Annotated in this window: 23 protein-coding genes and 1 pseudogene; 12 read left to right on the top strand and 12 right to left on the bottom strand. The window is 61.0% G+C overall.

Going from position 1 to position 24140, the window contains the following annotated elements; genetic code table 11:
• The first annotated feature begins 59 nt into the window (after positions 1–59).
• The 3 genes from CH293_RS19605 to CH293_RS19595 all read left to right on the top strand — a co-directional run bounded on the left by CH293_RS19605 (position 60) and on the right by CH293_RS19595 (position 3929).
• Positions 60–1286 carry a CdaR family transcriptional regulator gene (locus CH293_RS19605; RefSeq protein WP_094721234.1) on the top strand — a complete coding sequence of 409 codons (1227 nt, stop codon included), beginning with the start codon at positions 60–62 and terminating at the stop codon, positions 1284–1286.
• 154 nt (positions 1287–1440) lie between these two features.
• Entirely contained in the window at positions 1441–2748 is a 1308-nt protein-coding gene (locus CH293_RS19600) for an FAD-binding oxidoreductase (RefSeq protein WP_094721233.1), read from the top strand.
• Between the two features lie 83 nt (positions 2749–2831).
• On the top strand, positions 2832–3929 hold the full coding sequence (locus tag CH293_RS19595; RefSeq protein ID WP_033190389.1) for a Glu/Leu/Phe/Val dehydrogenase: 1098 nt from the start codon (positions 2832–2834) through the stop codon (positions 3927–3929).
• A gap of 43 nt (positions 3930–3972) precedes the next feature.
• Here the strand turns inward: CH293_RS19595 and CH293_RS19590 are convergent, their stop codons facing one another.
• Entirely contained in the window at positions 3973–4761 is a 789-nt protein-coding gene (locus CH293_RS19590; protein ID WP_255122922.1) for a hypothetical protein, read from the bottom strand.
• A 203-nt stretch (positions 4762–4964) separates the two neighbouring features.
• Between CH293_RS19590 and CH293_RS19585 the strand changes: the two genes are divergently transcribed.
• Positions 4965–5591 carry a TetR/AcrR family transcriptional regulator gene (locus CH293_RS19585; protein WP_094721231.1) on the top strand — a complete coding sequence of 209 codons (627 nt, stop codon included), beginning with the start codon at positions 4965–4967 and terminating at the stop codon, positions 5589–5591.
• Positions 5592–5776: 185 nt separating this feature from the next.
• On the opposite strand, the gene CH293_RS19580 is transcribed toward CH293_RS19585, so the two are convergent.
• From CH293_RS19580 to CH293_RS19560, 6 genes and pseudogenes are all read right to left on the bottom strand, one after another.
• Positions 5777–6661, bottom strand: a complete 885-nt coding sequence (locus CH293_RS19580; RefSeq protein ID WP_094721230.1) for a LysR family transcriptional regulator — start codon at positions 6659–6661, stop codon at positions 5777–5779.
• Between the two features lie 36 nt (positions 6662–6697).
• Positions 6698–6886: a hypothetical protein gene (locus CH293_RS19575; RefSeq protein ID WP_019664883.1), complete on the bottom strand. Its 189-nt coding sequence runs from the start codon at positions 6884–6886 to the stop codon at positions 6698–6700.
• A 54-nt stretch (positions 6887–6940) separates the two neighbouring features.
• A complete protein-coding gene (locus CH293_RS19570) occupies positions 6941–7450 on the bottom strand; it encodes an ester cyclase (RefSeq protein ID WP_094721229.1) in 510 nt (169 codons plus the stop codon).
• Positions 7447–8145, bottom strand: coding sequence for an SDR family oxidoreductase (locus tag CH293_RS19565; protein ID WP_369597571.1), 699 nt, complete (start codon positions 8143–8145; stop codon positions 7447–7449). The genes CH293_RS19570 and CH293_RS19565 overlap by 4 nt, the downstream gene beginning before the upstream one ends.
• Before the next feature lie 360 nt (positions 8146–8505).
• Positions 8506–8631, bottom strand: a pseudogene (locus CH293_RS28640) (hypothetical protein); the annotation flags it as partial.
• An 826-nt stretch (positions 8632–9457) separates the two neighbouring features.
• The gene (locus tag CH293_RS19560) at positions 9458–9640 is read right to left on the bottom strand and encodes an antitoxin VbhA family protein (RefSeq protein WP_094721227.1); all 183 of its coding nucleotides are present in this window, start codon (positions 9638–9640) and stop codon (positions 9458–9460) included.
• Between the two features lie 496 nt (positions 9641–10136).
• Between CH293_RS19560 and CH293_RS28240 the strand changes: the two genes are divergently transcribed.
• Positions 10137–10274, top strand: a complete 138-nt coding sequence (locus CH293_RS28240) for a hypothetical protein (protein ID WP_176460060.1) — start codon at positions 10137–10139, stop codon at positions 10272–10274.
• A gap of 15 nt (positions 10275–10289) precedes the next feature.
• Here the strand turns inward: CH293_RS28240 and CH293_RS19555 are convergent, their stop codons facing one another.
• Positions 10290–10835 carry a pyridoxamine 5'-phosphate oxidase family protein gene (locus tag CH293_RS19555; protein WP_094721226.1) on the bottom strand — a complete coding sequence of 182 codons (546 nt, stop codon included), beginning with the start codon at positions 10833–10835 and terminating at the stop codon, positions 10290–10292.
• A gap of 1170 nt (positions 10836–12005) precedes the next feature.
• On the opposite strand from CH293_RS19555, the gene CH293_RS19545 reads away from it, so the two are divergent.
• Positions 12006–12275 carry an MFS transporter gene (locus tag CH293_RS19545; protein ID WP_141217190.1) on the top strand — a complete coding sequence of 90 codons (270 nt, stop codon included), beginning with the start codon at positions 12006–12008 and terminating at the stop codon, positions 12273–12275.
• A gap of 26 nt (positions 12276–12301) precedes the next feature.
• Complete coding sequence (locus CH293_RS19540) at positions 12302–13225, top strand: MFS transporter (RefSeq protein ID WP_094721223.1); 924 nt, start codon at positions 12302–12304, stop codon at positions 13223–13225.
• Between the two features lie 366 nt (positions 13226–13591).
• On the opposite strand, the gene CH293_RS19535 is transcribed toward CH293_RS19540, so the two are convergent.
• Complete coding sequence (locus CH293_RS19535) at positions 13592–14149, bottom strand: hypothetical protein (RefSeq protein ID WP_094721222.1); 558 nt, start codon at positions 14147–14149, stop codon at positions 13592–13594.
• Positions 14150–14248: 99 nt separating this feature from the next.
• On the opposite strand from CH293_RS19535, the gene CH293_RS27940 reads away from it, so the two are divergent.
• From CH293_RS27940 to CH293_RS19515, 3 genes are all read left to right on the top strand, one after another.
• A complete protein-coding gene (locus CH293_RS27940) occupies positions 14249–14506 on the top strand; it encodes a hypothetical protein (RefSeq protein WP_141217189.1) in 258 nt (85 codons plus the stop codon).
• Between the two features lie 244 nt (positions 14507–14750).
• Positions 14751–15677: an SMP-30/gluconolactonase/LRE family protein gene (locus tag CH293_RS19520; RefSeq protein ID WP_255122920.1), complete on the top strand. Its 927-nt coding sequence runs from the start codon at positions 14751–14753 to the stop codon at positions 15675–15677.
• An 875-nt stretch (positions 15678–16552) separates the two neighbouring features.
• A complete protein-coding gene (locus tag CH293_RS19515; RefSeq protein ID WP_176460059.1) occupies positions 16553–17746 on the top strand; it encodes a TnsA endonuclease N-terminal domain-containing protein in 1194 nt (397 codons plus the stop codon).
• Positions 17747–17818: 72 nt separating this feature from the next.
• Here CH293_RS19515 and CH293_RS28235 read toward each other — a convergent pair whose 3' ends face one another.
• The 3 genes from CH293_RS28235 to CH293_RS19505 all read right to left on the bottom strand — a co-directional run bounded on the left by CH293_RS28235 (position 17819) and on the right by CH293_RS19505 (position 20820).
• On the bottom strand, positions 17819–17974 hold the full coding sequence (locus CH293_RS28235) for a hypothetical protein (protein WP_176460058.1): 156 nt from the start codon (positions 17972–17974) through the stop codon (positions 17819–17821).
• Positions 17975–18145: 171 nt separating this feature from the next.
• Positions 18146–20077 (bottom strand): FtsX-like permease family protein, encoded by a 1932-nt coding sequence (locus CH293_RS19510; RefSeq protein WP_094721218.1) that lies wholly within the window; start codon positions 20075–20077, stop codon positions 18146–18148.
• Positions 20074–20820: an ABC transporter ATP-binding protein gene (locus CH293_RS19505; RefSeq protein WP_094721217.1), complete on the bottom strand. Its 747-nt coding sequence runs from the start codon at positions 20818–20820 to the stop codon at positions 20074–20076. Before CH293_RS19505 ends, CH293_RS19510 begins: the two co-directional genes overlap by 4 nt.
• Before the next feature lie 203 nt (positions 20821–21023).
• Between CH293_RS19505 and CH293_RS19500 the strand changes: the two genes are divergently transcribed.
• Positions 21024–22193, top strand: coding sequence for a sensor histidine kinase (locus CH293_RS19500; RefSeq protein ID WP_141217188.1), 1170 nt, complete (start codon positions 21024–21026; stop codon positions 22191–22193).
• Entirely contained in the window at positions 22190–22876 is a 687-nt protein-coding gene (locus CH293_RS19495) for a response regulator transcription factor (RefSeq protein ID WP_094721215.1), read from the top strand. Before CH293_RS19500 ends, CH293_RS19495 begins: the two co-directional genes overlap by 4 nt.
• Positions 22877–24140 lie beyond the last annotated feature (1264 nt).

Here is a 24140-nt window from a genome sequence, read left to right as displayed (position 1 = left end):
TCTCGGACCGCGCTGCACTAGCATCAAGGTGCCTGTCGAGAGTTGCGAGGAGAGTCCACATGTCCATCGACGAACTGCAGCTCCTCGTCGACGACCTGGCCGGGCGACTCCGCCGTTCTGTGGCCATCGACGACCCGTCCATCCGACTCCTTGCGTCCAGTCGACACTTCGGCGACGAAGACTCCCTGCGCGTCGCATCGATTCTGAATCGAGCGGTACCCGAGGAGGTTTCGCGGCCACTTCTCGCTCTCGGCATCGGCACCTGGATCAAACCGGGTAGCGCGCGGCCCGATGTGCCGGGGAGCGAGAAGCGACTCTGTGTACCTGTGCGGTGCAAGAGTCTGCTTCTCGGTTTCCTCTGGCTGATCGACAGTGAAGAGAACCCTCTGACCGAGTCCGACGTCGAAATGGCTGAGGACACTGCCTCGCGCGCGGGCATTGTGCTGTACGAACGACTTCTGCGTCATGAGCGTTCGAATGCTCATCGCGAATCGATTCTCCGCAACCTCGTCAGCTCAACTCCAGAGGTCAGGACGCAGGCCGTCGAGGATGTAGTCACCGACCAGCTGTTCGCCCCGCGACCGATGCTTTATCAGGTCATCGCAGCGCAACGCGACACTGCACACTCGGTAGAAGCATCGGACGACATAGCGGTACAGGTCGCGATGCAGGAAGCGCTGGACACTCTTCCGACCGGCGCCGGTCTGATGGTGGCAGACAAGTCCCGCGCGTGGATCCTTCTTGCATTCGAGAATATTCCGACGCCACAACAATTGAAGCGCGTCACCGAACGCGCGGATTATCGCTTTCGCCAACTGAGTGGTCGGGACAGTCGATTCGTCCTCGGCGTCGGCGACACCGTGAACGAGCTCAGCGCGGTATACCGCGCCTATCGCAGCGCGACGGCCGCAGTTCGCGCTGCACTGCTCGTCCCCTCGCTCGGCGACGTGGCGAGATGGGGCCACCTGGGTCCCTACGACGTCCTACTGCGACTGTCCCGTGACGAAATCATCGGAGCTACACAGGTTTCACCTGTGAAGGCACTCGAAGCCGCGGACAAGCAACAGGTACTGACGACTACCCTCGGCGCATTCTTCGACAATGCGTGCGATATTCGACGCACCGCGGAACTGCTGCGAATTCACCGTGCGACGCTCTACCAGCGACTCAAACGCATCGAGCAGATCACCGGTTGCAGTTTCGACAACGGCGACGACCGACTCTCTCTGCACCTCGGCTTGAAGATGAAGTCCATAGCCGAAGCACACGACTCGTCGATCGGCTGACTGTTCCGTACGGGCGCCGTACGCGACAAATTCTGTTCGTAGTCAACCGAAGTATCCACAAATGGAGATAGCGTCGCCCTCCGGTCTAGGCAAAACTTGTGGTTGTAGCGGTTCGCTTCGTGTACACCGTCGCAACAACAAATCTGGAGGAACGATGCCCCGATCGACCGATGCGATAGTTGTGGGAGCCGGGGTGATCGGCAACTCCATCGCTTACGAACTTGCTGCTCGTGGTTACGAAGTCCTGGTCCTCGACAAGGAGGGAGGTTCCGGGTTCGGTTCCACCAGCGCCTCCAGCGCGGTCATACGCTACAACTATTCGACGTACGACGGGATGGCTGCAGCATGGGAGGCCGCGCACTGTTGGAAGAGCTGGCGCGAACATCTGGACGACTCCGCCCGCGGACCAATTGCCCAGTTCCACGAATGTGGAATGGTATTCCTCGATGTGGACCTCGCCCCACGTGAACGTACGGTTCGACTCTTCGACAAGATCGGGGTGAGGTACGAGCTGTGGGACTCGAAAACGTTGGGCGATCGGATCCCAGGAATCGATGTCGGGTCTTACTACCCTCCCAAACCTGTTGACAGCGAGGAATTCTATGCCGACACCCACACCTCGCTCGGAGCGGTGTTCACACCTGAAGCCGGCTTCGTCGACGACCCCCAGCTTGCGGCGGCCAACTTGGGCGCTGCCGCGGCAGCGAAAGGCGCGATCCATTCGTTCCGCACAACAGTGATCGGCATCGAACAAACTGCCTCGCGGCAGTGGGCCCTTCGACTGGACAACGGCGACACCGTCGAAACCTCGGTCGTGGTCAACGCTGCTGGGCCGTGGTCGAATGCGCTGAACGCAATGGCAGGAGTGGGATCGGATTTCACCGTCACCGTTCGCCCCCTCAGGCAGGAGGTTCATCATGTCTCGGCGCCGAAAGGCTACAACCACCATGCGCGACTCGGGCCGATGATCGCCGATCTCGATCTGGGAACCTATATGCGACCAGAACACGGCGGTGGCTTTCTGATAGGTGGTACCGAGCCCGAGTGCGATCCATTGGAATGGATCGACGACCCCGACACCGCAAACCCGAACCGCACTGCCGCTCGTTTTCAGGCGCAGGTCCTCAGAGCAGCTCGGCGTCTTCCACATTTGCCGGTACCGTCCCAGCCCAAAGGAATTGCCGGCGTGTACGACGCTGCCTCGGACTGGACCCCGATCTATGACAAGACCGATCGACCGGGCTACTACGTAGCGATGGGCACCAGCGGTAATCAATTCAAGAACGCACCTGTCGTCGGCCGAATGCTGGCTACTCTGATCGAGAAAGTCGAGGCGGGGCACGACCACGATCTCGATCCAGTTGTCTACACGGGTCCGCACACCGGTGTGCAGATACATCTCGGATCCTTCTCCAGGCGCAGGGAATTCAATACCGAGTCCACCGGAACTGTCCTGGGTTAGGCAATGCATCTGGACCACATCGGTCGACCACCGCACCAACACCTGAACTCATGCACGATGATTCTTCGGAAGGGCTTTCGAACATGACACTCAGCACGCAATCCGTCGCGGGCGCCGCAGACACAACAGTCTTCGACCGGACCGATGCACTCGAGGGATTGCCACACGAGCAGGTCGTCTTCTGCGAGGATCACGCCACGGGCCTGCAGTCGATAATCGCGATCCATTCGACCACCCTGGGTCCCGCCCTGGGTGGCACCCGGTTCTACCCCTACTCGGACCAGGGGGCCGCTTTGACGGACGTACTCCGCTTGTCACGTGGGATGACCTACAAAGCGGCAATCGCAGGCGTTCCACTCGGTGGCGGCAAAGCCGTGATCATCGGCGATCCGCGGGACATCAAGACCCGGGCTTTGCTCCGGTCGTACGGACGCTTCATCGACACTCTCGGCGGCCGATACATCTCGGCGGGCGACGTCGGCACCGGCGCAGACGATCTCGACGTCATCGGAGAACGGACTGCCCACGTGGTCGGACGGTCGGCGGCCGCGGGCGGTTCCGGCAACAGCGGTCCGATGACTGCTCTCGGCGTCTACCAATCCTTGCGTGCCGCGGCCACCTCGACCTGGGGCACGCCCGATCTCACGAATCGTGTGATCGGGGTCGAAGGCGTGGGAAAGGTCGGCTCCGAGCTGATCGCCTTGCTGGTGCGAGCAGGGGCGAACGTCATCGCGACGGACGTCGACGTCGAGGCAGTGCGCGCTGTTGCAGCCCGCTTCCCTTCGATCGTCGTCTGCGACGATGTTCTCGACGCCGAGTTGGACGTGTATGCCCCCTGCGCGCTGGGTGCGACCGTCACCGTCGCTTCCACCGACAGGATGACCGCATCTATCGTGTGCGGCGCAGCAAACAACCAACTCCGAACTGCGGACGTCGGCCAGTATCTGCACAGCAAGGGTGTGCTGTGGGTGCCCGACTACGTTGCCAACGCCGGCGGACTCATCCAGGTTGCGGGGGAAAAGGACGGTGTCGACGCGCAGTGGGTCCGCCACCGCGTAGAGAGGATCTACGACACGGTGTTGTCGATTCTCGACCGCTCCCGCTCCGACAGTGTTCCCCCAGGCGAGGCTGCCGACCGAATCGCTGGCGCCCGCCTCCGGCTCGAACGGAACGGGGTGTGACCGGTCTCCGCGCTAAAGCACGCCAGTCGAGACCCGGGTTGTCTCAGGTTGCTACAGACCGGTGGGCCGCTTCGATCCAGTTGCTGAATTCGCAGGCGAGATGCCACTGATGTTCTGCGATCAGTCTTGCCGGTGTCGTGCCAGGAAACTGCACCGTCAGCACAGCGTCGAGGTTTCCGTTGACATTGCGAAATTGATGTCGCACACCGCCGATGACCAAACCGTCATCGAGAACAGCCGATCCGGCGACCTGGATGGGATAGTCGTGATCGATCTCGATCGTCAACGACGCCGTTCGGGTGTAGTCGACCAAGAAGCGGCTTGCCGCAGGCGATCCGCCCGTCGTCTCGATGACCTCCTGGCGCCCGTCGGGTAGCCCCCGCAGAAGGTAGTGATCGGGACACGCGTCGAGCATGTCGGTTTCTGCATTGGTGATGGTCAAGTTGTCGAACCACTCCACGGAGCGTTCAGCGTCCACACCTGGGACCTGCAGCCGTGTCACGGCATGTCGGGTGCGGCCGCGACTGGCGGCAACACCGATACGCGTGAGGCGCTCCGATACTGCCATCTCGCGTCGGAGCGCAGCGTAGATCCCGGCATGTCCGAGTTCGTATTTCAATCGCGTCAATGCAGACCGTTGCTCGGCGAGGTTGGTCGACAGGAGCTGTTGGACCGACCGATTCGGCGACAGCTCGCGCATCGCCCGCTCCCCCAGCTTGGCCGCGAATGTGGTGAGCACTTTCGTTGCGCGGGCGGACTCCCACTCGAGCACACGCTGCCGAGACACCGTTCTCGCCCCGATGGTGGCCCGAATGTCCAGCGACTCTTTCATCTTCATTCCCCATCTCAGACGCGTGATCGAGCTACTCCGGTGGTAGGCGACCGAAGATGAGCGACTTAACGCCAGCAATTATTGCGTTAAGGATCCATTACCGCAAGAGGGCAGGAACTCGGGTTCGTCGAACGGTTCCTCTCAACCGCCCCGAACAGGGTGTAAGTGGATCCTGGCAGGCATCTAGCGTAGAAACAGAGCCCATGGACCGGGCCACACACGACATCCCTGAATCCGCGGCGGGTGACGGCGAGGTGCGTAGGAGAACCGGCGGCAGATCGGCACGTGTGCGCGAGGCGGTGCTCACCGCAACGCTGGACCAAGCCCGCGAACACGGCATCGAAGGATTGACCATCGGCGACATCGCCGCACGCGCCGGCGTCGCCGAAACGACCGTCTATCGCCGGTGGGGTACTCGAACCGCGTTGATCGCCGACGCTGTCACGGATCTTGCAGCTACCCATAATCCTGTCCCGGACACGGGAACCCTGCGCGAAGACCTGATGGTGGTTGCCGACCAGATAGCGCAGCTGATCTCGCGGCCAGGCATCACGCGTTTGATCGGCACGACCATCGCCCTGTCCGCCGATCCGGACGTCAGCGCCGCACGAAACCGGTTCTGGACCGAGAGATTCGAACAGAGTTCCCACGTGATCACCCGAGCCCTCGAACGGGGAGAGTTGCCCTCGAACACCGATCCCCGTTCGCTACTCGAAACACTCTGCGCACCGATGTATTTCAGACTGCTCGTCATCGACGAGACCCTGGACCGCGCTTTCATCGAGCAGTGCATCGACCACACCTTGGTCCTGTACGGTGCAACTTCCTGAGCGGTGCCCCCGCTGCGACAACGACAGTCACCGCACCGTCGAGTGGTGTCGACGATGTGAGGGGACGTCGTGATGAGCCGGTAGCCGCACGTCTTTTTCGCCGTCATCCGGTGCCCTGTCTGTGTGCTCGATCGGGGTGTGCAGCGCTTGGGTTCTGCCGGCCGGGGAACCTAGGCGGGCGCCGATCAGCTGCGCCGCGCTCCCATTCCCCGCGCCAGCAGGTCGTCGACGAATCGGCGGGTCAGTGCGTCCGTGCGCGTTCCGACCATCGCGACGACCGCGCGTTGTAGCGGTGGCCGCATCGGGGTGACGATGCCGGCGAACCGCGCGGGGAGTGCGGTGGTCGGAACGAGCGCGATTCCGAGGCCCGCGTGGGCGAGTTGTGCTGCTGTGGTGGCGTTCCGGGAATGGGCGACAGCATCGAGCTCGACGCCGTGGGTTGTCGCGACGGAGTCGAACCACCCGCGTAGACCGTTCGACGGGTGGTAGTGCACGATCGGTCTTCCGGCGAGATCGGTCCACGAGATGGCGGGCTCGTCGGCGAGATCGAGCCCCTCCGGAATCACCGCGACGATGTCTTCCGTCCCGATCACGTGGGTGACGCCGGTGAACTGCGTCGAAGCCGGACCGACTGCGAGGTCGATGTCGCCGTACGAGAGTGCGTCCGCCATCGCATCCGCGCTGGCGAACTCGGTCAGGTCCAGTCCGATGTGCGGATACTTTCTCGTCCATTTTCGTAGCGTGGGCGCGAGGACTGGGACAGTCATGCTTTCGGCGCACCCTAGCCGTAACCGGCCTTCGCGTCCCTCAGCCGACGCTCGTCCGATCCGGACGATTCGGTCGGCAGCTGAGAGTGCGGCCCGCGCATCGTCGAGCAATGCGCGGCCGGTCGGGGTCGTCCGAACCCCGCGCGGGAGCCGTTCCAGCAGCGGGGTGCCGATTTCCGTTTCCAACGACGCCAACTGATGAGACAGCGCAGGCTGGGAGAGATTCAACTTCGCTGCCCCGGCGGTCACAGAACCGGCGTCCACCACGGCGACAAAGCATTCGAGGGCTCGCAGAGTCGGCATCGGTCGAGCGTATTCTACGGCGACAGTCCGACGCCGCTAGCTTGAATCCCTCTTCAGGTAGCGGCTTGTCGTCTGAACGAGCATCGTGCTGAAGAAGATGCCGATCAGCGTGAGGATTACGCCGGACCGAATGTCTCCGTCGATGAAGTTCGTGACGGCGACGACGTAGGAGATCACGGCCATGACGATGCCTGCGGCCATTCTGATCCTCGGGTCGACGTTCATGTGTGTCAGCTCCTGTCGCAAGTAATGGTGTGCGCTGGTGGCGGCTCGGTTCGGTCAGCCGACCGCGACGAGTCCGGCTTGCCGGAGGAAGGTGAGGTTGTCTTCGAGGTGCCAGTCCGAGTCGATGCGAGCATCACCGACATGCTGGATGTCGATCGCACCGAATTCGATCGGTTGTCCGGTGCCGATGCGACCGTCGTACGTGCCGGTGAAATGACCCCGGAAGATCAACCGTGCGGTGAAGGTGTCCGACGCCGCGACGGGTCCCGCTGGGCCTTGCGGGCGTCCTGGCGGCAGTGTGTTGTCGACAAAGCCGGGGTCCACCGCTCGGTGGAGATATTCCGTATCACTGGTGTTCCAGAATGTGTACAGCGTCTGCGCGATACGGACGACCTCGCGGGTTCGGTCCGTAACCGGTGCATCGCCGACGTTCACCGTCCCCGGTGCGACCAGGTCGACCGCAGAATCCACCAGAGGCCGGTCGGTGGTTGTCGCACGGGCGGAACACGCCATCAGTGGCAGCGTCACGGCCACCAGGGCAGCCATTGCCGTGAGGAGTTTCATGCCAACCGCCCTCCCCCGTCGACGTGCAGGGTGACGCCGGTGACGAAGGTGTTCGTCAGCAACGACAGTGCAGCGGCCGCGACGTCGGACGGTCGACCGACTCTGCGGACGGGGTTGGTGCGCGCCGTATCCGCGAACAGTTTGTCCTTCCCCGGTCCCATAGAGTCCCAGGCCCCCGAATCCACGATCCCAGGTGACAGGGCATTGACGCGGACGGGTGCAAGTTCGACTGCGAGCGCATCGGTCAGGAACGCCACCGCCCCGTTCGTCGTCGCCATTACCGACAGGCCGGGCGCAGGTCTCCACGCAGCGACACCGGAGAAGAACAGGAACGAACCCCCCTCTCGCACCTGCGGCGAAAAGTGCTTCGCCAGAAGAATCGGTCCGATCACTTTGGCGTCGAATGCGTTTCGGACTGCGGTGCCGTCAAGATCGGCGATGGGTCCGTTCGCATGCTCGGCGGCGAGGCTGATGACGTGGTCGACCGAGCCCACCGACGAGACTGCTTGCGCGATGGAGGACTCGTCCGCGATATCCATCACCAACGCACTCGCTCCCGGACCCAACAGAGCGACTGCTGCGTCGAGAGACTCACGGCGTCGGCCGGCGAGGACCACCTCACCGCCGCCGTCGAGAACAGACGACGCAATGGACCGGGCGATTCCCGACGCTCCGCCGACCAGAAGTACTCGCATTCGAATGACCCTTTCGTTGTGAATGTGTGCCATTCGAGTGAAGCAAGAGAGCGACCGTCGAACAATCGATACTTTCGCTCATTGCCATCGAACATTTCGATACCGGCTATCCTGGCCGCATCCACGAATCGATCGAACTCATCGCCGCCGACTGATGCGGTGGCCGAAGCAGCGTCGCGCAGTGGTCTGTCGCCGGCCTGAGCCCGGGTGCGCGGTAGCCGCGGCCTCCTCGTACCCGATCACGGGGAACAGTGCGGCGGTGTCGCAGTTCAAATCGTTTCCGTTGAAACAGGATTCGATTGACTTGATACATATGTCGCCGAGAATCGTTGCCGAGCAACGCTGCCCATCGAATCGCTCTCACCCGACACCGTGGGAACCGAATGTCGACCGTAGTCGCTCACCGGCCGGAATCCCGGACGCCACCAGCGCGGCACCGTCGGACCGCATGATGACGTCACGCGGTGCGACCTCGGTGTGACTCGTCGGGTTCGTGGTGGGTCATGCACAAGCACGCGCAGCAACGCTTCCAGGAACTGTTTAGAGAGATGACCGAGCCCGACATGAGGCTGCGCGACGGAGGTGCCAATGGGGTAGGGACCTGTCCGAACTTGGCGCGTGGGGACGCACTCCGACGACGACATCCGTCGGTGTAAGCGTCGTCAGATATCGACGCCGACGGGATTTAGCGGGGGACGCAGGGCGGCGCGTATGCGGAAGGCCGCCCAGAACCTCCACTCTCGTGGCGGTTCGGAGGTCGATTTCCGACTGCTTCCCATCTTGCGCTAAATTCTGCCCAGAGCGCTCCCTGACTTCCTGGCCCTGACCAACTGGGCGTGAAGCTAAACGGACTGAGGCCGACTCTTACAGTCGACACGGCTTAAACCAGGTGTGACCAGCAGCTGCTGTGCTACTCATCACTTCGAGCTCAAAGTGATGAGTAGGGCTGAAGTCTGCAGAAAGCAGAACACCCCGCCTCCAGCTTTACGCTGGTGACGGGGTGTTTCTGGGTGCGCCATCAGGGACTCGAACCCCGGACCCGCTGTACAAGTGGTAACAATTCAAGTGGATGCACTCGCGTCCATCACAGGCCAGCTGAGCTGGGTGTTTGGGAAGTCGAGTGACCACCGGCGTCCGTGTGAATCCATCCGCATTCGCCCCAAAGTGATGAGTAAAAGATGACCAACGGCGAGCTGCTCCCGGTCCACCAGGGTCCCGCGTGGTCCGCTACCGTCTAAACGGACCGCCATGGCCACTCGACTCCACCTCATTTCAAAGTGATGAGCTCCCTCGTGCTCAAACGCGACCCGAATCAGGAGACGCCGTACCGGCTACGCACCCGATGCCCGAGCTCAGCGATATTAATCTCTCCGCGAACATACGCATCCTGGTCCGCGCGGGTCGCCTCGGTACTGCGAGCAGCCTCGAGAGCACTGTTGATACGAGCAGCATCGATAGCCCGTACACGATCCACAGACGGTCGTCCTATCGACAATCGACACCTCCTCAACTCCAACCCAGACTACTGCTCCATAGGCCAGCGGAGGCGCTACCCAAACTCGAAAAAGCGAGCCGACCTCACGAATCTGAGGGGGTGAGCGAACATATCAACTGTCACACTGGACGTGCCGGGCCCCGACATCGTCCATGTGATCGCTGAACAGAACGCCTTCGTCGAATCAACCACTGACCACGTAGTGCGGAAACGGCAGTTTCCGCACCGTCATTAAGTCCTGGAGGCGAGTACCGCGCCACCGAGTAGAGGTGGACTGCCGATAAGACGGATAATGTCAGGTAAAGTGCTGCATATGCTGTGGCGCAGTCACTTTCAGGAATATGCAAAGCCGCAGGGATGGCTACTGACCCAGGCAATTTGTGGCGTTGAACGGCGTCGAAGGTGATGGGTCAGCGCGCATCGATGGTCGCGGGCAATGCTTCTGTCGTGGTGACAGTGGGGTAGCCGCGGGTTGGGCCTCAAGCGGACATCCCTCGTGGTGCTGCTGGTGGTCACGCTGACCGGCATCACGATGACGGTGCTCAGAGACGACCACGGTACCGGCGTCCTGATCGGTCCCGCGTTCGGAATGCTTGCGGAGGTGCACCGTCACCGTTCGACCTCGGAGCGGTAGTCCGGCGCGGTCGGATCACATTGGGAAACCCGGCAGACCGTCGATACTGACTGCGTTACGCTCGGCGCGATATGTCACCATGCCGTCGACGCCCTTCTTCTCGGCATGCCGACGAAAAAGATCGTGCTCGCCGGCCATCTCCATCATCGGCACACCCCACCCACACGAATCGCTGATTCTGGTCACATCGACCGACACAACCGCTCGGGTGCTCGGGTTCGCCGGGTGGCGTGTGACCACGTCGTGGAACATGGCATCGCCGGGTAGCCACACCGACCCCGTTCCGTGGAGCCGCGCTATTCGCGGTCGACTGTCGAACGAGGCGAACATCAAGCAGACTCGGCCGTTGTCTCGAATGTGCGCGATCGTTTCCACTCCACTCCCCGTGTAGTCGACCCACGCAACTCTGCGCTCCCCCAGTACGGAGAACGAATCATGCCCTCTGGGTGAGACATTGACATGTCCGTCACTCTGCAGCGGTGCCGTCCCGACGAACCACATCGGCTGCGCCTGGATCCACGTCTTCAGCGAGTCGTCAATACGCTCGAATACCTTCCCCACAGAAGAACCTTAACCTTGTCGACGCGATAATTTCCACGGAGGACCCGGTCCGGACCGGCGGGAGTTACCTTGACGTTGCCGATAAAAGGTTTGGCCTTCGAGAAGATTCTTGACGATAGTCATCTTCCACGATCCCCCAGCACCGCAATACTCACCTCGACCGGCAGTCCCGAACGTGAGCAACTGGTCGACCAATTGGTTGGGCTTCTGCTCGGCCCTTTCAGAGGGTCGTGTTGGTGAACGCGTTTAGGCAAGTTCTCGCGCGAATGACAGATTCACTCAACGGATTCACGAGGCCACCATTACGGGGCCAGAGGGTGAACGACTGCGCTTCTCTATTGATCGAGATGATGGACTCCGAGGCTCCGGCGGCCGCAGTACCCACGGTCCCACCTCGTGGACCGGACCCATTCATACCCAACTCCCAGACACCCTCGTGCATCGACCCGTCGGTAGTGGAGAACTGCATGGCAATGACGTAATAGTGCTCGTACGCCCTCGCCGCGCCCTGCGGCGCAACCTCTTCAGCTACCGACACGAAGGTTTCAAGTGGGCCAATCGATGGCCGACTCAGAAGCAGCTCGCTCAGACTCGAATCGACCGTCAAACACCCACGGTCCTCGACTTCACCCGGTCTCGTAGCCAGCCCGATGATCAGCGCCAGAGCCGCCACGGCGACGACGGCCACTAACCACCGAAGTCGTACTGTTCGCGCTCTGCCCATGATGTATGACTTCCTAGCGCGTCAGATTGTTGAACGGAGGCCGTGTTAGGCCAAGGCTCACCAGGGACATGCTCCGGCGCGCCCGACTCTATCGGAACAAGTCGCTGGGTGGACCTGGGCCGGCAGGACTCCGACTTCGTGACCGCGACGTCAAGGCGCATGCCATGTGTCTTGACCGCCAGCGAGGTAATGAAGTAATACGACCATTCTCGATATGCAGTGTTACCAGTAGAGCTCCGCATCCGCTGTGCGGCAGTGTGTTTCGCTCACACGCCGCCGACGACTCGTCAGCGATTTCGATGGAGCCTATCCAAGCGACAAGCGCTACAAGGTTGACGCGTATGCAACGACGTGGTGTGCTTTCGGCGTTCACACTGATGCCGCAGCATTCCTGCCCGTCCGGGGATGTAGGCACCTGATACCGACAGGGCGACCGTGAGGCCGTCATGTCGTCTTCTGTTCGTACCCGTCGCTCGACGGTGGCGTTGTGGATCGTATTCTTCGTCAACGGTGCCGTTCTGGCGAGCTGGGCCCCGCGCATCCCGCAGGTCAAGTCCGAACTGTCGCTCACCGACGGACAGATGGGCTGGGCGCTGCTCGGGGTGGCCGCCGGATCGGTCCCGCGCTCACAGGCACCGCCCGCATCCTGCGGTCGGTATCTGCGCGGTCGGTATGCATTACTTCCTCTATCGCCTTCGCCGCCGCACTCCCCCTGATTGGCCTGGCATCGAACGGATGGCTGTTGGGTCTCGCGTTGGCCGTCCTGGGGGCGGCCAGTGGGTGCCTCGACGTCGCGATGAACACAGCGGCAATCAGCTATCAGAACCGCGCTGGGGCGCGGATCCTCTCGCGTCTGCATGGCGGCTACAGTTTGGGTGTCCTTGCTGGCGCATCGTCCGGAGCTCTGGCCTCGAAGTTCGACTTCACAGTGCTCGAACACTTCTCGGCTGTCAGCGTCAGCTTGTTGCTGTTGGCCCTTATAACGTCGGCATCCCTACCGAGAGCGACTCGCCCGCCCGCGTCGAATCCTTTTGCGCCGCTGAAGAGTAGCGCCGGCGTCGAATACCTTCACTCTTCTCCGAACACCCGGTTCGGGCGGGTGCTCGCGATCCCCGCTCCTGTGGGGGCGATGGCTGTTGCGGCGTTACTGGTCGAGGGCATGGTCACCGATTGGTCCGCGCTACTGGTTTCTCGCGACTTCGGTGGCGGCGCAACGGTCGGCGCGACGGCGGTCGTGGTGTTCAGCTGCGCGATGTTTCTCTCCCGCTCGTTCGGCGACCTGATCATCGACCTGCTGGGGCCGCGATGGACGTTGGTATCCGCGGCGGTAGTGGTGGCCTCGGCAACGCTTATGGGATTGCTCCTTATGCACAACCCATGGGGCGTGGTGGTGGCGATGGCGTTCATCGGACTCGCCCTTGGGCCTCTGTTTCCGCTCCTGATCACCGAAGCGGGACATCGCAGTCATGCGGGAGTGGCGGTTGCCACCGCTCGCGTCAGCGCAGTCGGCTACGGCGCATATCTCGCAGGCCCCCCGCTCATGGGCTTCCTTGCCGACCACACGGGCCTGACATGCGCCTTCGCCATGGTGGCCTGTACCTGTGCGATTGCGTTGTCGTATTTTTCGAAGACGCTGCCTGGTAGTGCATCTGACGGCATCACCTAGCAGAACAGTCCGTGGACAGGGTAAGTTCACTCGGGCCGGACGTTGAGGCTCCAAGTGGAGGGCAGTCCCGACCTTGGGTTGAGGCTGACTGCGGCGACTGGCGCTCGTTTTTGGCACCCGAGACGATGGGCGTCCAGTTCTTTTCGTCCAAATTCGTTCCAGGGCGACCTCCTCGAACTGTACGAGTCGTCGTGGTTGTCCAGGCGACGGTTATCAGTCAGTTCGGAAGATCAGCTGTGTGTTGCGAAGCTGCGAAGAGAGTAAAGGATGCAGAAACATTTTCACACAGGGTATTTCGAGCTTTCGTGGCTCGGGCTCGCACGTAGCGCCTCTCAATGCTTCACACGGCTGCGGAGTTGCCTGCGATCATGATGATCCTGTTGCGAGCATGACGCTTCCGTCCGAGAACGCCCGTCGACCTGGGCGCAAAATGTCGACGAGCGCGAGCTCTGCGATCAACGTTTTTCCTTGGTACTGAGCAAATTTGGTGGCCAGTCCGTATTCGGTGCTGTATTCGACGTGTGCTGATTTTCCGGGTTCGCGAGTGTGCAGGAGCGCAATGGTGTAGCCGAAGTTCGTAGAGTCCGCGTGGTCGATTGCCCAGTCGTCATCCATACGGCCCCAGATCGGTAGATCGAGCGGGAAACACAACCGGACGGCGATCGGCGCGATGCTCGACTGCGTGTGACGGGTGCCGTCTGTAGCGATTTGACGGCTTCGTTCCTTGTCATCGATGGAGGTTTCGGTGACGCCGTTGGAGTCGGTGATGACCCAGGACCGATCGCGAGTGTGTGTACTGACGTGCCATTCACTGGTCCGGCCGTCGCTTCGAACACGGCGCGACGTTGCTTCGATGCGGCCGACGTTGTAGACGTCGAGGACGTGAGAAATCGCGTCCAACGTAGTCCTGAGAGCGTCCACCATGATTGCCTCCGATCGTTGTGATTCGGCACCCTGAAGTGCGAATTCTGGCGCGCCACGTCGCAAAGCTGCTGCAACAGCAGTGTGCGGAAGAGCATCTCAGTGCGTGTCGAGTCCGAGCTCCTGGCGAAGCTGGTCACGTTCTTCCTTGAGGTAGGCCTGTTGTTTGCGCGTCATATGACTGACGGACAGCGACATCACGAAATTGCACTGACCGTCATCGAACTGGTGAAGCCGCTTCAACGACCCCTGCAGCTCGTCCCTATCCGCGCATTGCACAGCGAGTTCTTGCAGCTCGACCCGGTGCTCGATCGCCCACAACAGGCACTCGACGCCGGCCAGTCTCGCCCGGGCATTTGATGGCGGCAACAGATGGTCCTCCCTTCTTTTGTCTCAGCTTACGAAGTAAAGATTCCACTGGTCGACGATCTCGACGGGTCGGTCCTCGATGACAAGCGCCGTGACCATGTGGGCGCCCCGGAGGTGTGTGTCTGGTAGGTGCACCTTTTCGTCTGTATAGCTGGACATCTGCGTCAAGGTATCTTGACGACGGCTCTGTTGTATGAACTTCTCAGACCGTACGGTCTGCATTAGGGTTCGCGCTATGTCTCGGATTCCACGTGGGCTTCGACCACGCCTGATCGTCAGTGCACTCGTTGCTTTGACGACGATGTCATCGATACCTGCTCACGCCGGGGCACCCGAGTCTGACGCCTCGCCTATGGCGTGCGCGGGGTGGTCGGTCGAGACTGTGGCGAGTGGCCTCGACGAACCGGAGAACCTGGAACCCGACGGTGCAGGTGGGTTCTACGTATCGGGGGCCTTGAGTATCGTCCACGTGGACGCAGACGGCCGAGTCGAGCCTGTACTCGACGACCTCTCAGCTCCGCGAGGGTTGCAGTTGCACGACGGCATCCTCTACTTCGTTGTCGGTCCAGGGCTTTCCCAATTCGATAGCCGGACCGGCGAGGTCAGCAAGGTGACCGACATGGCGGGCCACGGACTTCTCCGGCTACCGGACGGGGACTTCCTCACCACCGACGTCGGCACCGACATCGGCTCGCCCTCGAGGATACTGACTCGATACGACCCGGATACCGACTCCGCGGAAGTGAATTGGTCACCCGTTCCTCGATCCGAGGGATTGGCGCTCAGTCCCGATCACAGCCGGGTGTACACCGACGATCTGTTCACCGGCCAAGTCATCGAGGTACCACTCGACGCCCCGGACAACTGGTCGGTCGTGGCCACAGTGCCGGGAATCTTCCCCGGTCTCGACGACCTGACCATGTCCGACGCCGGCGTACTGTACGCCGCCGCCCACGCCGAAGGCGCGGTGTACAGCATCGACCCGCTGACGGGCGCGACCTGCGTCATTGCGGCAGGTATGTCGCCCGGATGGACGGGACCCAGCTCGGTGCGCATCGGACCGTCCTCCGACGGGTGGGCGCTGTATGCCACTGTTTTCGATGGAACTCTTCGTCGCCTGACTCCCCCGCCGGGAGTAGATATCGAACCGGTAAGGCCATGACACGGTCGCCGAACACGAGGGGCGGCAGCGCATTCGAGCTGCGGCGCTAGCGCCGAAGCTACTGAAAGCGCCGCTTCTTGCGCGGCACAGACATAGCGTAAGGGCCCCGAAGGGCATTGCAGCTCGAAGGGTATGGATTAATACGGCAAGTCTTGATAGGCAGGGTTGCCAGCAAACCTCTGCTTATATTGTGTCGCAGTATGTTTCGCTCGTACACTGTCGCTCATGCCTGCGGTCGGCAATGCGCGAGGCCGGGCGCGAACGGGTCCAAGTGCGAACGTGAGCGGCGAGACAGCGACTTCGAGGCCGAAGCGCATAGCCGCTGACGAACGTCAGCAACTGGTCGACCCGCGGGACCCAGCGAAGTCCACCAGCGTGTCGCCTGGCTCCTGTCCGGCCATCGACCAGCCTCCGCCCATTGCATGCGAGGTGGGCACACGGCTGCCTTGCGTTTCAGCGGTCTACTCCCTGTCAGACGTGCGCGCTAGTTTATGGCCGTGTCCTCAAAACGCTGCCGAGAGTCCGGTGAGACAGTGCGCTCTATCGCGCGGACCCGCTTTGGTCTGGAGCTGCCCGACAAGCTCCTAGCACGGTTTGAGGAACCAGGTTGGTACTACGACTCAGAGGTAACTGCACGCTGCGTGTGTGGCGAATTTCAGCTGCACTGTCTGCGCCGTCCGTATGTCAGTGCGGGAAAGGAGTATCGATACGTCGGGTGCGTGTGCACATCCTGTTGTCGCGTCCACACCCTTGCCGATCTGGGAATCGGAACGTACGCCGCCCTGCTTGGCGGTGTCGCGTCCGGGCGCGGAAGAGCCGACGTGAGTTCGTCAAATAGGAAAGATCCCAATCTGGGGATCACTACCGCGAAAGAAATGGACACCACGAACGATGCCGCGGATGTCGCGCTCGCTCCGTCACACATGAACGTAGATGCGTTTCAATTCGAATTAATCGAACTTGAGGACGCGGTAAGCGCTGCAATTGCTTCTCTTCCCGATAAGCGTGACCAACAGATCTTGAGTTCTGGCCTGGGCCTTTCAGGTCATGGGACGATGAACATGTCCGAGCTTGGGGTCGTGCTAGAAATCTCGCGCGAACGCGTTCGGCAACTGCGGAACAGGGCCGTGAACCGTCTCAATCGAGCAATCCGATCCAACAACGGTGAAGCATGGCGCACGCAGCTCATGAAGGCTATGTGCTTGTCGACTCCAATCAACTATCTGAAGACCGCCGACAGGCTACAGCCGTGGGTCGAAAACCTCACTCCTGACGCTGCGTACCGGCAGGTGCACACCGTCGCCCGGATCGCAGGTGTGGACGAAGCAGACGCTGATGCGATTGCACAGATCATCAAGACTGACCGGCAGATGGTCTATGCGCGGGCCCGGCGCGAACGCGGGGCTATCCGACGTGCCGATCTTGTGGAGCGCCGTATTGTACGTTGGCTGGATTGCGTGGAGTGGCCGGAGAGACCGGCACTTTCGACTACGCTGGTCGACCACCGACAGCCGACGAGAGACGTCCGGGGTGGGGAGTCGGTGTTTCTTGAGACGTTCAATAAGGAGATTCAATACGAGTCAGGCCTAGAGAGGCTCTTCCTGCAGTACGTCGACGAAAGTCCTCTCGTAATCGACATCGCTTCTCAGCCATGCCGAGTGCCCTACTCAGACCTTCACCAGAGTTCTCGGACCTATCATCCAGACTTTTTGATCCGACTCAGAGACGGCGAGGTGATTCTCGTCGAAATCAAGGGCACGTTGGACTTCGTCGACGCGCAGAATCTCGTTAAGTACTCCGTCGGTCGAGCTTATGCGCACCAGCGAGGTTGGGGCTGGTTGGTTCTATGCCCGCACACCAACATCACGATCCAGCAGTTACGAGCAAGGCCGGTGCCGAACGCCATCAGAACTGCATTTCAGGAACTCCTGGCGGCGGGACCCCTCAGCCTCGCTGACTTCCGGTGTCTGTATGCACAGCAGCCGTTCTCGCAGGCTGACCTTCTGGCGCTGATCCTGACATCCGGTTGGAAGCTCCAGCATGCACCGTTTCGTCTGTCATCGGACTGACGGCAACTGTTGCGAAATGAGTGAGAGGGTGGGTCGTCTCAGGCGGAGAATGGCAACGAGACCAGGCACCGTTCATGCATACCCGAACAGCGCCACGTCAATGACAATTACCGGTAACGTGACGGGTCGGATGGTGACCAATTTTGCCTCGGCCTCCTGCCGCCGCGCATGCGTGGATGACATGGCGGAGAGCTGAGGCGGCAGCAGATGCGGCGTGGTTGTGATCATGCGTCAGGTTGCATAGTACGTCGACCCGAGCAACCTCTGCATATTGTTCTGTTGCAATGCTTTTCGTCCATTGCAACTTGAGGAGGTAGTGCTGCCACTAGTGATGACGCCCGAACCTGAAACAGCTGCGGTCGGTGCCCTCAGCTGATCGAGGACACCGACCGCATAGAGTTATTCAGCGGCTCCAACCGCGCTGACAGCATTTCCACGCAATGTCGAGCGTGTGGCGACGGCCGCAGTCGCTGCAGTCAGTGCCAGTGTTGCTAACGTGATCGCCGCCAGGAGAGCCCAGGGAATTGCAATCACCGGGGTGCCATAGGCGCGGAGCGTTGCGATCCACAGCCCCACCATCGACGTGATCGCGGCGACCGCGCCGAGTACCAGCCCGATGAGCGTGGCGGACAATGTCTCTGCAATCACAGCGCCCTGGACCTGCCGCTTCGTCATTCCGGACAGTCTCAACGTGGCCAACTCTGAGCGCCGCTGCCCGATAGAAATTGCCACGGTGCTCAAGACGCTGATCAACGCATACAGGCTTCCTAGGCCAACAATCGCCCCCATCACCGCGCGATTCTCGCCATCTTTTGTCGATGCATCTTCTCGCACCAGAGTCGACGGCGTGTCGATCCGCGTTGCGCCAAGTCCAGCTAACTGGGATCGCACCTTGTCAACGTCTGCACCGGGCTCGAGCTGCACGAGGACGGACGTGATCCGCTCTGCGAGCATTGAGGCAGGCAGGATCGACCGGTCGATATAGAAGCCATCTGATCCAGCCAGGGTTTCCGGCAGGCGAGCAGCTTGGCGAAGTGGTACTGCTGTCCCATCTAGCTGCAACGAGATGTTGTCGTACTGACCGTTAACGGTCAGACTGTCCAGCCCACTACCGAAAACAATTGTTTGGGAGTTGAAGTCATCGAGATCCCCAGATGCAGGTTTCTGCTGCCTGATCTGTCGGAATCGATCCGGATCGACGGCGACAACCGTTCCCGGTCCATCGAGGGTGATGTTGTCCCGGGTGAGCCAAACTGAGAGCGGTACTACAGTCTCAGGAGCGGCGATTCTGACTCCGCCGATCTGTTCTGCTCGATCTACATCGAAGTCCTGTCCAGAGACGACGAGATCGGCGCGTATAAGGGTCTGCTCCGTTTCTCCTGCTGCAGTCTGGGTGTCGAGGATTCCTTGAAGACCCATCACGATGCTCACCAGCACGATCATCGGTGCAGCGCAGGAAGCGGTGCGACCTACCGAATCACGCAGATTGGCAACGGCTACCGATGGCACTGGCCGTCTCGGCGCAATCATCGCGACCATACGCGCGATCGCTGGCACGAGCAGGGGAGCTAGCCGACTCATCGCCACTGACGCGGTGATGATGATGCCCAGGCCCAATAGCAATGGGATGAGCATGCCTCCGCTCGTAGCGGAGAAGAACACCTGAACTCCTGTGAGCACAAGCGCAATCACCGCGACCACCCATCTGCGCAATCCCATGACTCGCCGTTCGAGCGGGGTGCGGCGAAGTGCGTCTAGCGGCCGGACCCGGGTCGCCCGTCGAGCACTCCCCCATGCTCCCCAAACACTCACCACCACCGCTACAACGAAGTCCAGGATGAGCACGGCAGGCGCTACAGGGGTGTCGATCTCGGAAGGCAGTACACCCAAACCGCTGAGGATTGCGCCCTGGACACTAGTGAGTACGAATCCCAACACAGCCCCGATGAGTGCCCCGACTATCGAGACCAGCAATGCCTCACCAAGCAGCAGCCGACGGATTTGTCCAGCAGTGACGCCCGCGATTCGTAATGTTGCGAGGTCATGGCGACGTTGGTCCGCGGCGAAACCGATCGTTGATGCGACTACGAATACCGTCAGGAATGCACCAAGCATGACTGTCATTCCGGTGAGGGTGTTCGCACCACTGGCTGCTTGACGGAACGCTTCGGCTTCGGCGGGCGTCGCATCGAGCGGCGGCTGTGAGTTTTCAACCCCGAGAATGATAGTCATCCCGGCGTGAACGATTCCCACTCCGAGGGCGACCGCGATAATCGAGCCAACGAACAGAGACCAACGATCGAAGAAGGTGCGGGCCGCCAATGAGATCACGGTGCGAGCTCCAAATCAGCCAGGGCGGAGGCGATCTGCGCTGCGTCGGCACCGTCCAGAGTGCGTACAAGACGACCATCACGAAGGAACGCAACGTGGTCGGCGCGGGAAGCCGCCTGCGGATCGTGCGTGACCATTAGGATGGTCTGCCCACGGTCAACAAGCTCACGAAGGAGTCTCAATACGACCGCTGCCGCGGCGCTGTCGAGAGCACCAGTAGGTTCGTCGGCGAACACTATGCTGGGCTGTGTCGCCAGCGCACGCGCAATCGCTACACGCTGCTGCTGACCACCCGATAGTTCCCGAGGCTTCTGCCCGATGTGTTCGGCCAAGCCCAGTACCCCCAGCGCATCTCGTGCAGTTGAGTCCGCGTTTGAGTCACCGGCCAGTCGGAGCGGGAGGCTGACATTTTGCAATGCTGTCAAGGCCCCGACCAAGTTGAACTGTTGGAATACGAAGCCGATGTCGCTGCGCCGTAGCCGAGTCAGGTTGTCGTCGCTCAATGTGCTGATATCGGAACCGTTCAAGAAGACGCGGCCAGCGTCCGGGCTATCGAGTCCGGCGGCGCAACTCATAAGTGTCGACTTCCCTGAGCCCGACGGACCCATTATTGCTGTCCAAGACCCCCGCCGACAACCAAGGGTGACGCGGTCAAGTGCGACGAAGGCATTTGTTCCAGAGCCGAAAGTGCGTGTGACTTCCTGGAGCTGCAGGATGGTATTAGACGGTTCCGGTGGGATCATTCCTACACTTCACAGCACTGCGACACTCAAGTCAGTCGGCCTGAACAGTGGGTCACGGTAGAGCTGGCTATACCGCGTGATGGAAATCAAGAGTCTAAAATAGACGAGTGAGCCAATTGCCGACAGCCTCTGGGCCGGAAACTCTCGCGCGTTGGCGTGCGGCATCATACGTAACCGCGGTCGCCGCGCGAACGCTTCTTGCTGTGGCCGCAGCAGCGTTGCTTTCTGCGCCGATCCTGATTGCCGCTACTGACCGAACGGTCGATGCAGAACGAACAGGCGCGCTTGCGACCACCGGGCTGGCCTTGCTAGGAGTCGGCTTACCGATTGTTTCATCATTGTTGGCGCAGATCGATTGGGCCAGTGCGACAGCGCTGCGATACGGAGTTATGCCGAGTCGGCCCGAAACTCGGCTGCGCGAGCCGAAGACGCTGGTGCGCCCGCTAGCGTACAGCGTTGTAATGCTGACGCTTGGCGGTGCAATAGCAGTGTCAGGATTGTTGGTTGTAGTCGGATCGATGGTCGCACTATTCAGCCCGTACCTTGCGCTCACCGGGGACACCGCAGTCATCGGGCCGATCACCGTGACGACAGTGGTCCAAAGTCTCGTTGCGGCAATCGTCGGTGCTGTCTTGCTTTCTCTGCTGGTATGGGCGTCGCCTCTGCTTGCCCGCGCTCACGTCCGACTCGTGCAGCAGGTATTGACCCGCCCGGAGCAATGGCTCCGACACGATCTCACCGCGACGGAGCAATCGCGCGCTCGCTTAGTTCGTTCTTTCGATGTCGAGCGCCGCCGGATCGAACGTGACCTCCATGACGCGGTCCAACCGCAGCTACTGTCTGTGAGCATGACGTTGGGCCTCGCGCTCGCCGCAATCCCAGAGGGTGTCCCTGGCCGCGACGATATCGTGCGAGCTCAACAACAAGCTCGGAAGACGCTCGATGACCTTCGGAGGGTGGTGCGAAACATACATCCTCAGGTGCTGATCGACCACGGTCTGGGTTCTGCCGTCCGCGAGATCGGGGACAATTTCTCCATCCCTGTCATGGTGGACGACAGGCTCGTCCCCCGTTTGCCGGCTGATGTAGAGACCAACCTCTACTTCTGTGTATCCGAACTGCTGTCGAATGTCGTTAAGCACAGCGCCGCTACCCGAGCAGATGTCATACTGCACCGTCCCACACCGAATCAAGTTCGGATATGCGTTCACGACAACGGCTGCGGCGGGGCAGGTGCGCGGAGCCGTGAGTATGGGGGGTTGAGCGGAATATCCGACCGGCTCGCATCCCTGGACGGCACGCTCACAGTCGACTCACCATTCGGGGGGCCCACATGTATCACCGTCGCGATTCCGAACACGAGAATGGTATGACAGACACGAGTTCTACTTACACAGTGGCATTAAGAGTCGTGCTCGCAGAGGACAACATTCTGTTGCGCGAAGGGCTTCAGATGTTGTTGGAACGCAACGGTTTCGTCACGGTCGCGGCAGTTGGGTCGGCGCAGGAGCTGCTCACGGCATGCAGACAGCATGACCCCGACCTGGTCATAACGGATGTCCGAATGCCACCCGACTTCAACTCAGAAGGCCTCGCCGCGGCCTCACAACTCAGACGGGAAAATCCGAATCTACCAATTGTGGTCCTCAGTCAGTACATCGAACAGAGCTATGTAGCCGAGTTGCTCGACGGGGCCGCGGGGGCGGGCATCGGATATCTTCTGAAAGATCGAGTCAGCGACGTTCGAGACTTCGCAGATACCCTGCGCCGAGTTCAGTCCGGTAGCACTGCAATCGATCCTGCTGTGATCACCCAGATGATCAGCCGACGGCGCGACCCTCTGCAGCAACTGACACCGCGTGAACACGACGTCCTTGTTGTTGTTGCAGAGGGCCATTCCAATGCTGCCATCGCCCGAATGCTGTTCATCAGCGAGGCCGCCGTCGTCAAGCACATCGGAAACATAATGATGAAGCTTGGAATACCACCCAACAATGACCAAAACCGCAGAGTTGCAGCAGTTCTCAAATTCCTCCGGATGAAGGAACGAGATTAACTAGCGTGTTGTCGCAGGTACCCCATTGACGTAAACCTCAGTGCCAGTTGGCACAACGATCGAGTAGCTGCCCTCGCAGTATCCGATGATCCCCTGATCGCACGGAGTTCCCAGGTGCAGACTGGTGCCTTCGAGCGACCAGGCTGGCGTGTTCGCACTTTTGACCAAAGCCTCGGTCTGGACCGTGACGACCACCTCCCGGCTGTCAGCCTGCTCCGAGGCCGTCACCGGCATGTTCGCGTTCGAGTTCACAACGTCCAGACGAGGTGCACTGAACTCGAAGGATTCCGTCCGTTGTTCCGTATTGGCCGAACATCCGGCCAATAAGAGTGCTCCCACCAATAACGTTCCTGCCGCGCTCGATCGAAAGTAAGTTTTCATAGTTTTATTTCACTAGAACCACGAAAGCAGTGGTATAGGCCAGACCCGCGTATCCGGGGTAGACCCAGCCCCACCATGGCTTTCGCCGAGTTATATCCGCACTGGCAAACGAGCCAAAGCACAGCGGAGCCGTGTCGTCAGACATGGACGCATGCGCACCCATCACCCGCAGCCCTGCGGTGTCACAGATCTCGATCGACATCCGTCGGTCAGGGTCGCACCCTAGGCGCAGGCAAGCGGTCCAACAGACGGTGATCGCCCCGGAAAGGACAACCTGGTCCCTGATTCGACATGCCCGTCCTCGACACAGCTCCTGACGGCAAAGCCACCGATAACGCATCACTCATCGCATTCGCACCGACCCGGGTCGCCCACGGCACATCGCCGCTCGCGAAGTCCCCACCCCGCCGAACGGGAAAATGATGCGCTCCTGCTCGTAGAGCTGAACAACCTCCGCACATCCACCGATGGCGACATCGCCGGGCTGCGGGACTGCTGTCGCACCCGCGACCTAGATCCCCGCTGCGACGACCACCGCCACAACTGCGACATCGGTTCGCATGCCACCTCTACGCAAGGCCGAAAGCATGTGAGAAACGTACCCGCCGCACAGTTGCGCCTTCGACCACAGGCAAACGATCAGCGCGATAGTTGCCTGCGCGATCCGGCGACTAGACGGCACCCAGACACATCTGCACCAAGGCCATTGACTCGAGACAGCTCACGCGACTGCCGCAGAATGCCCACGGAAACTGGCCGCGTGCGATTGTGAGGGCTCAAAAAGATGAGTAAGTGATGACTCAAGCGTCCACAGGCGTCCATCGGCTACCCGGCGGGGCGAATCCGGCACACAAATCGCAGGTCAGCAGCGTGGCAGCTCGAA

Source organism: Rhodococcus sp. 14-2470-1b, assembly GCF_002259415.1.
Taxonomy (GTDB): Bacteria; Actinomycetota; Actinomycetes; order Mycobacteriales; family Mycobacteriaceae; genus Rhodococcoides.
The sequence above is the reverse complement of the archived record's forward strand: the minus strand, read 5'-3'. Positions and strand labels throughout refer to the sequence as shown.

Bases quoted from the DNA above. Each gene is read 5' to 3' on its own strand.
- CH293_RS19515 (WP_176460059.1), top strand. From the start codon at position 16,553: ATGGACACCACGAACGATGCCGCGGATGTCGCGCTCGCTCCGTCACAC.
- CH293_RS19580 (WP_094721230.1), bottom strand. From the start codon at position 6,661: ATGCCGACTCTGCGAGCCCTCGAATGCTTTGTCGCCGTGGTGGACGCC.
- CH293_RS19570 (WP_094721229.1), bottom strand. From the start codon at position 7,450: ATGAAACTCCTCACGGCAATGGCTGCCCTGGTGGCCGTGACGCTGCCA.
- CH293_RS19535 (WP_094721222.1), bottom strand. From the start codon at position 14,149: ATGGTGGACGCTCTCAGGACTACGTTGGACGCGATTTCTCACGTCCTC.
- CH293_RS19565 (WP_369597571.1), bottom strand. From the start codon at position 8,145: ATGCGAGTACTTCTGGTCGGCGGAGCGTCGGGAATCGCCCGGTCCATT.
- CH293_RS19505 (WP_094721217.1), bottom strand. From the start codon at position 20,820: ATGATCCCACCGGAACCGTCTAATACCATCCTGCAGCTCCAGGAAGTC.
- CH293_RS19595 (WP_033190389.1), top strand. From the start codon at position 2,832: ATGACACTCAGCACGCAATCCGTCGCGGGCGCCGCAGACACAACAGTC.
- CH293_RS19520 (WP_255122920.1), top strand. From the start codon at position 14,751: ATGTCTCGGATTCCACGTGGGCTTCGACCACGCCTGATCGTCAGTGCA.
- CH293_RS19600 (WP_094721233.1), top strand. From the start codon at position 1,441: ATGCCCCGATCGACCGATGCGATAGTTGTGGGAGCCGGGGTGATCGGC.
- CH293_RS19495 (WP_094721215.1), top strand. From the start codon at position 22,190: ATGACAGACACGAGTTCTACTTACACAGTGGCATTAAGAGTCGTGCTC.
- CH293_RS19585 (WP_094721231.1), top strand. From the start codon at position 4,965: ATGGACCGGGCCACACACGACATCCCTGAATCCGCGGCGGGTGACGGC.
- CH293_RS19575 (WP_019664883.1), bottom strand. From the start codon at position 6,886: ATGAACGTCGACCCGAGGATCAGAATGGCCGCAGGCATCGTCATGGCC.
- CH293_RS19545 (WP_141217190.1), top strand. From the start codon at position 12,006: ATGTCGTCTTCTGTTCGTACCCGTCGCTCGACGGTGGCGTTGTGGATC.
- CH293_RS19590 (WP_255122922.1), bottom strand. From the start codon at position 4,761: ATGAAAGAGTCGCTGGACATTCGGGCCACCATCGGGGCGAGAACGGTG.
- CH293_RS28235 (WP_176460058.1), bottom strand. From the start codon at position 17,974: ATGATCACAACCACGCCGCATCTGCTGCCGCCTCAGCTCTCCGCCATG.
- CH293_RS19605 (WP_094721234.1), top strand. From the start codon at position 60: ATGTCCATCGACGAACTGCAGCTCCTCGTCGACGACCTGGCCGGGCGA.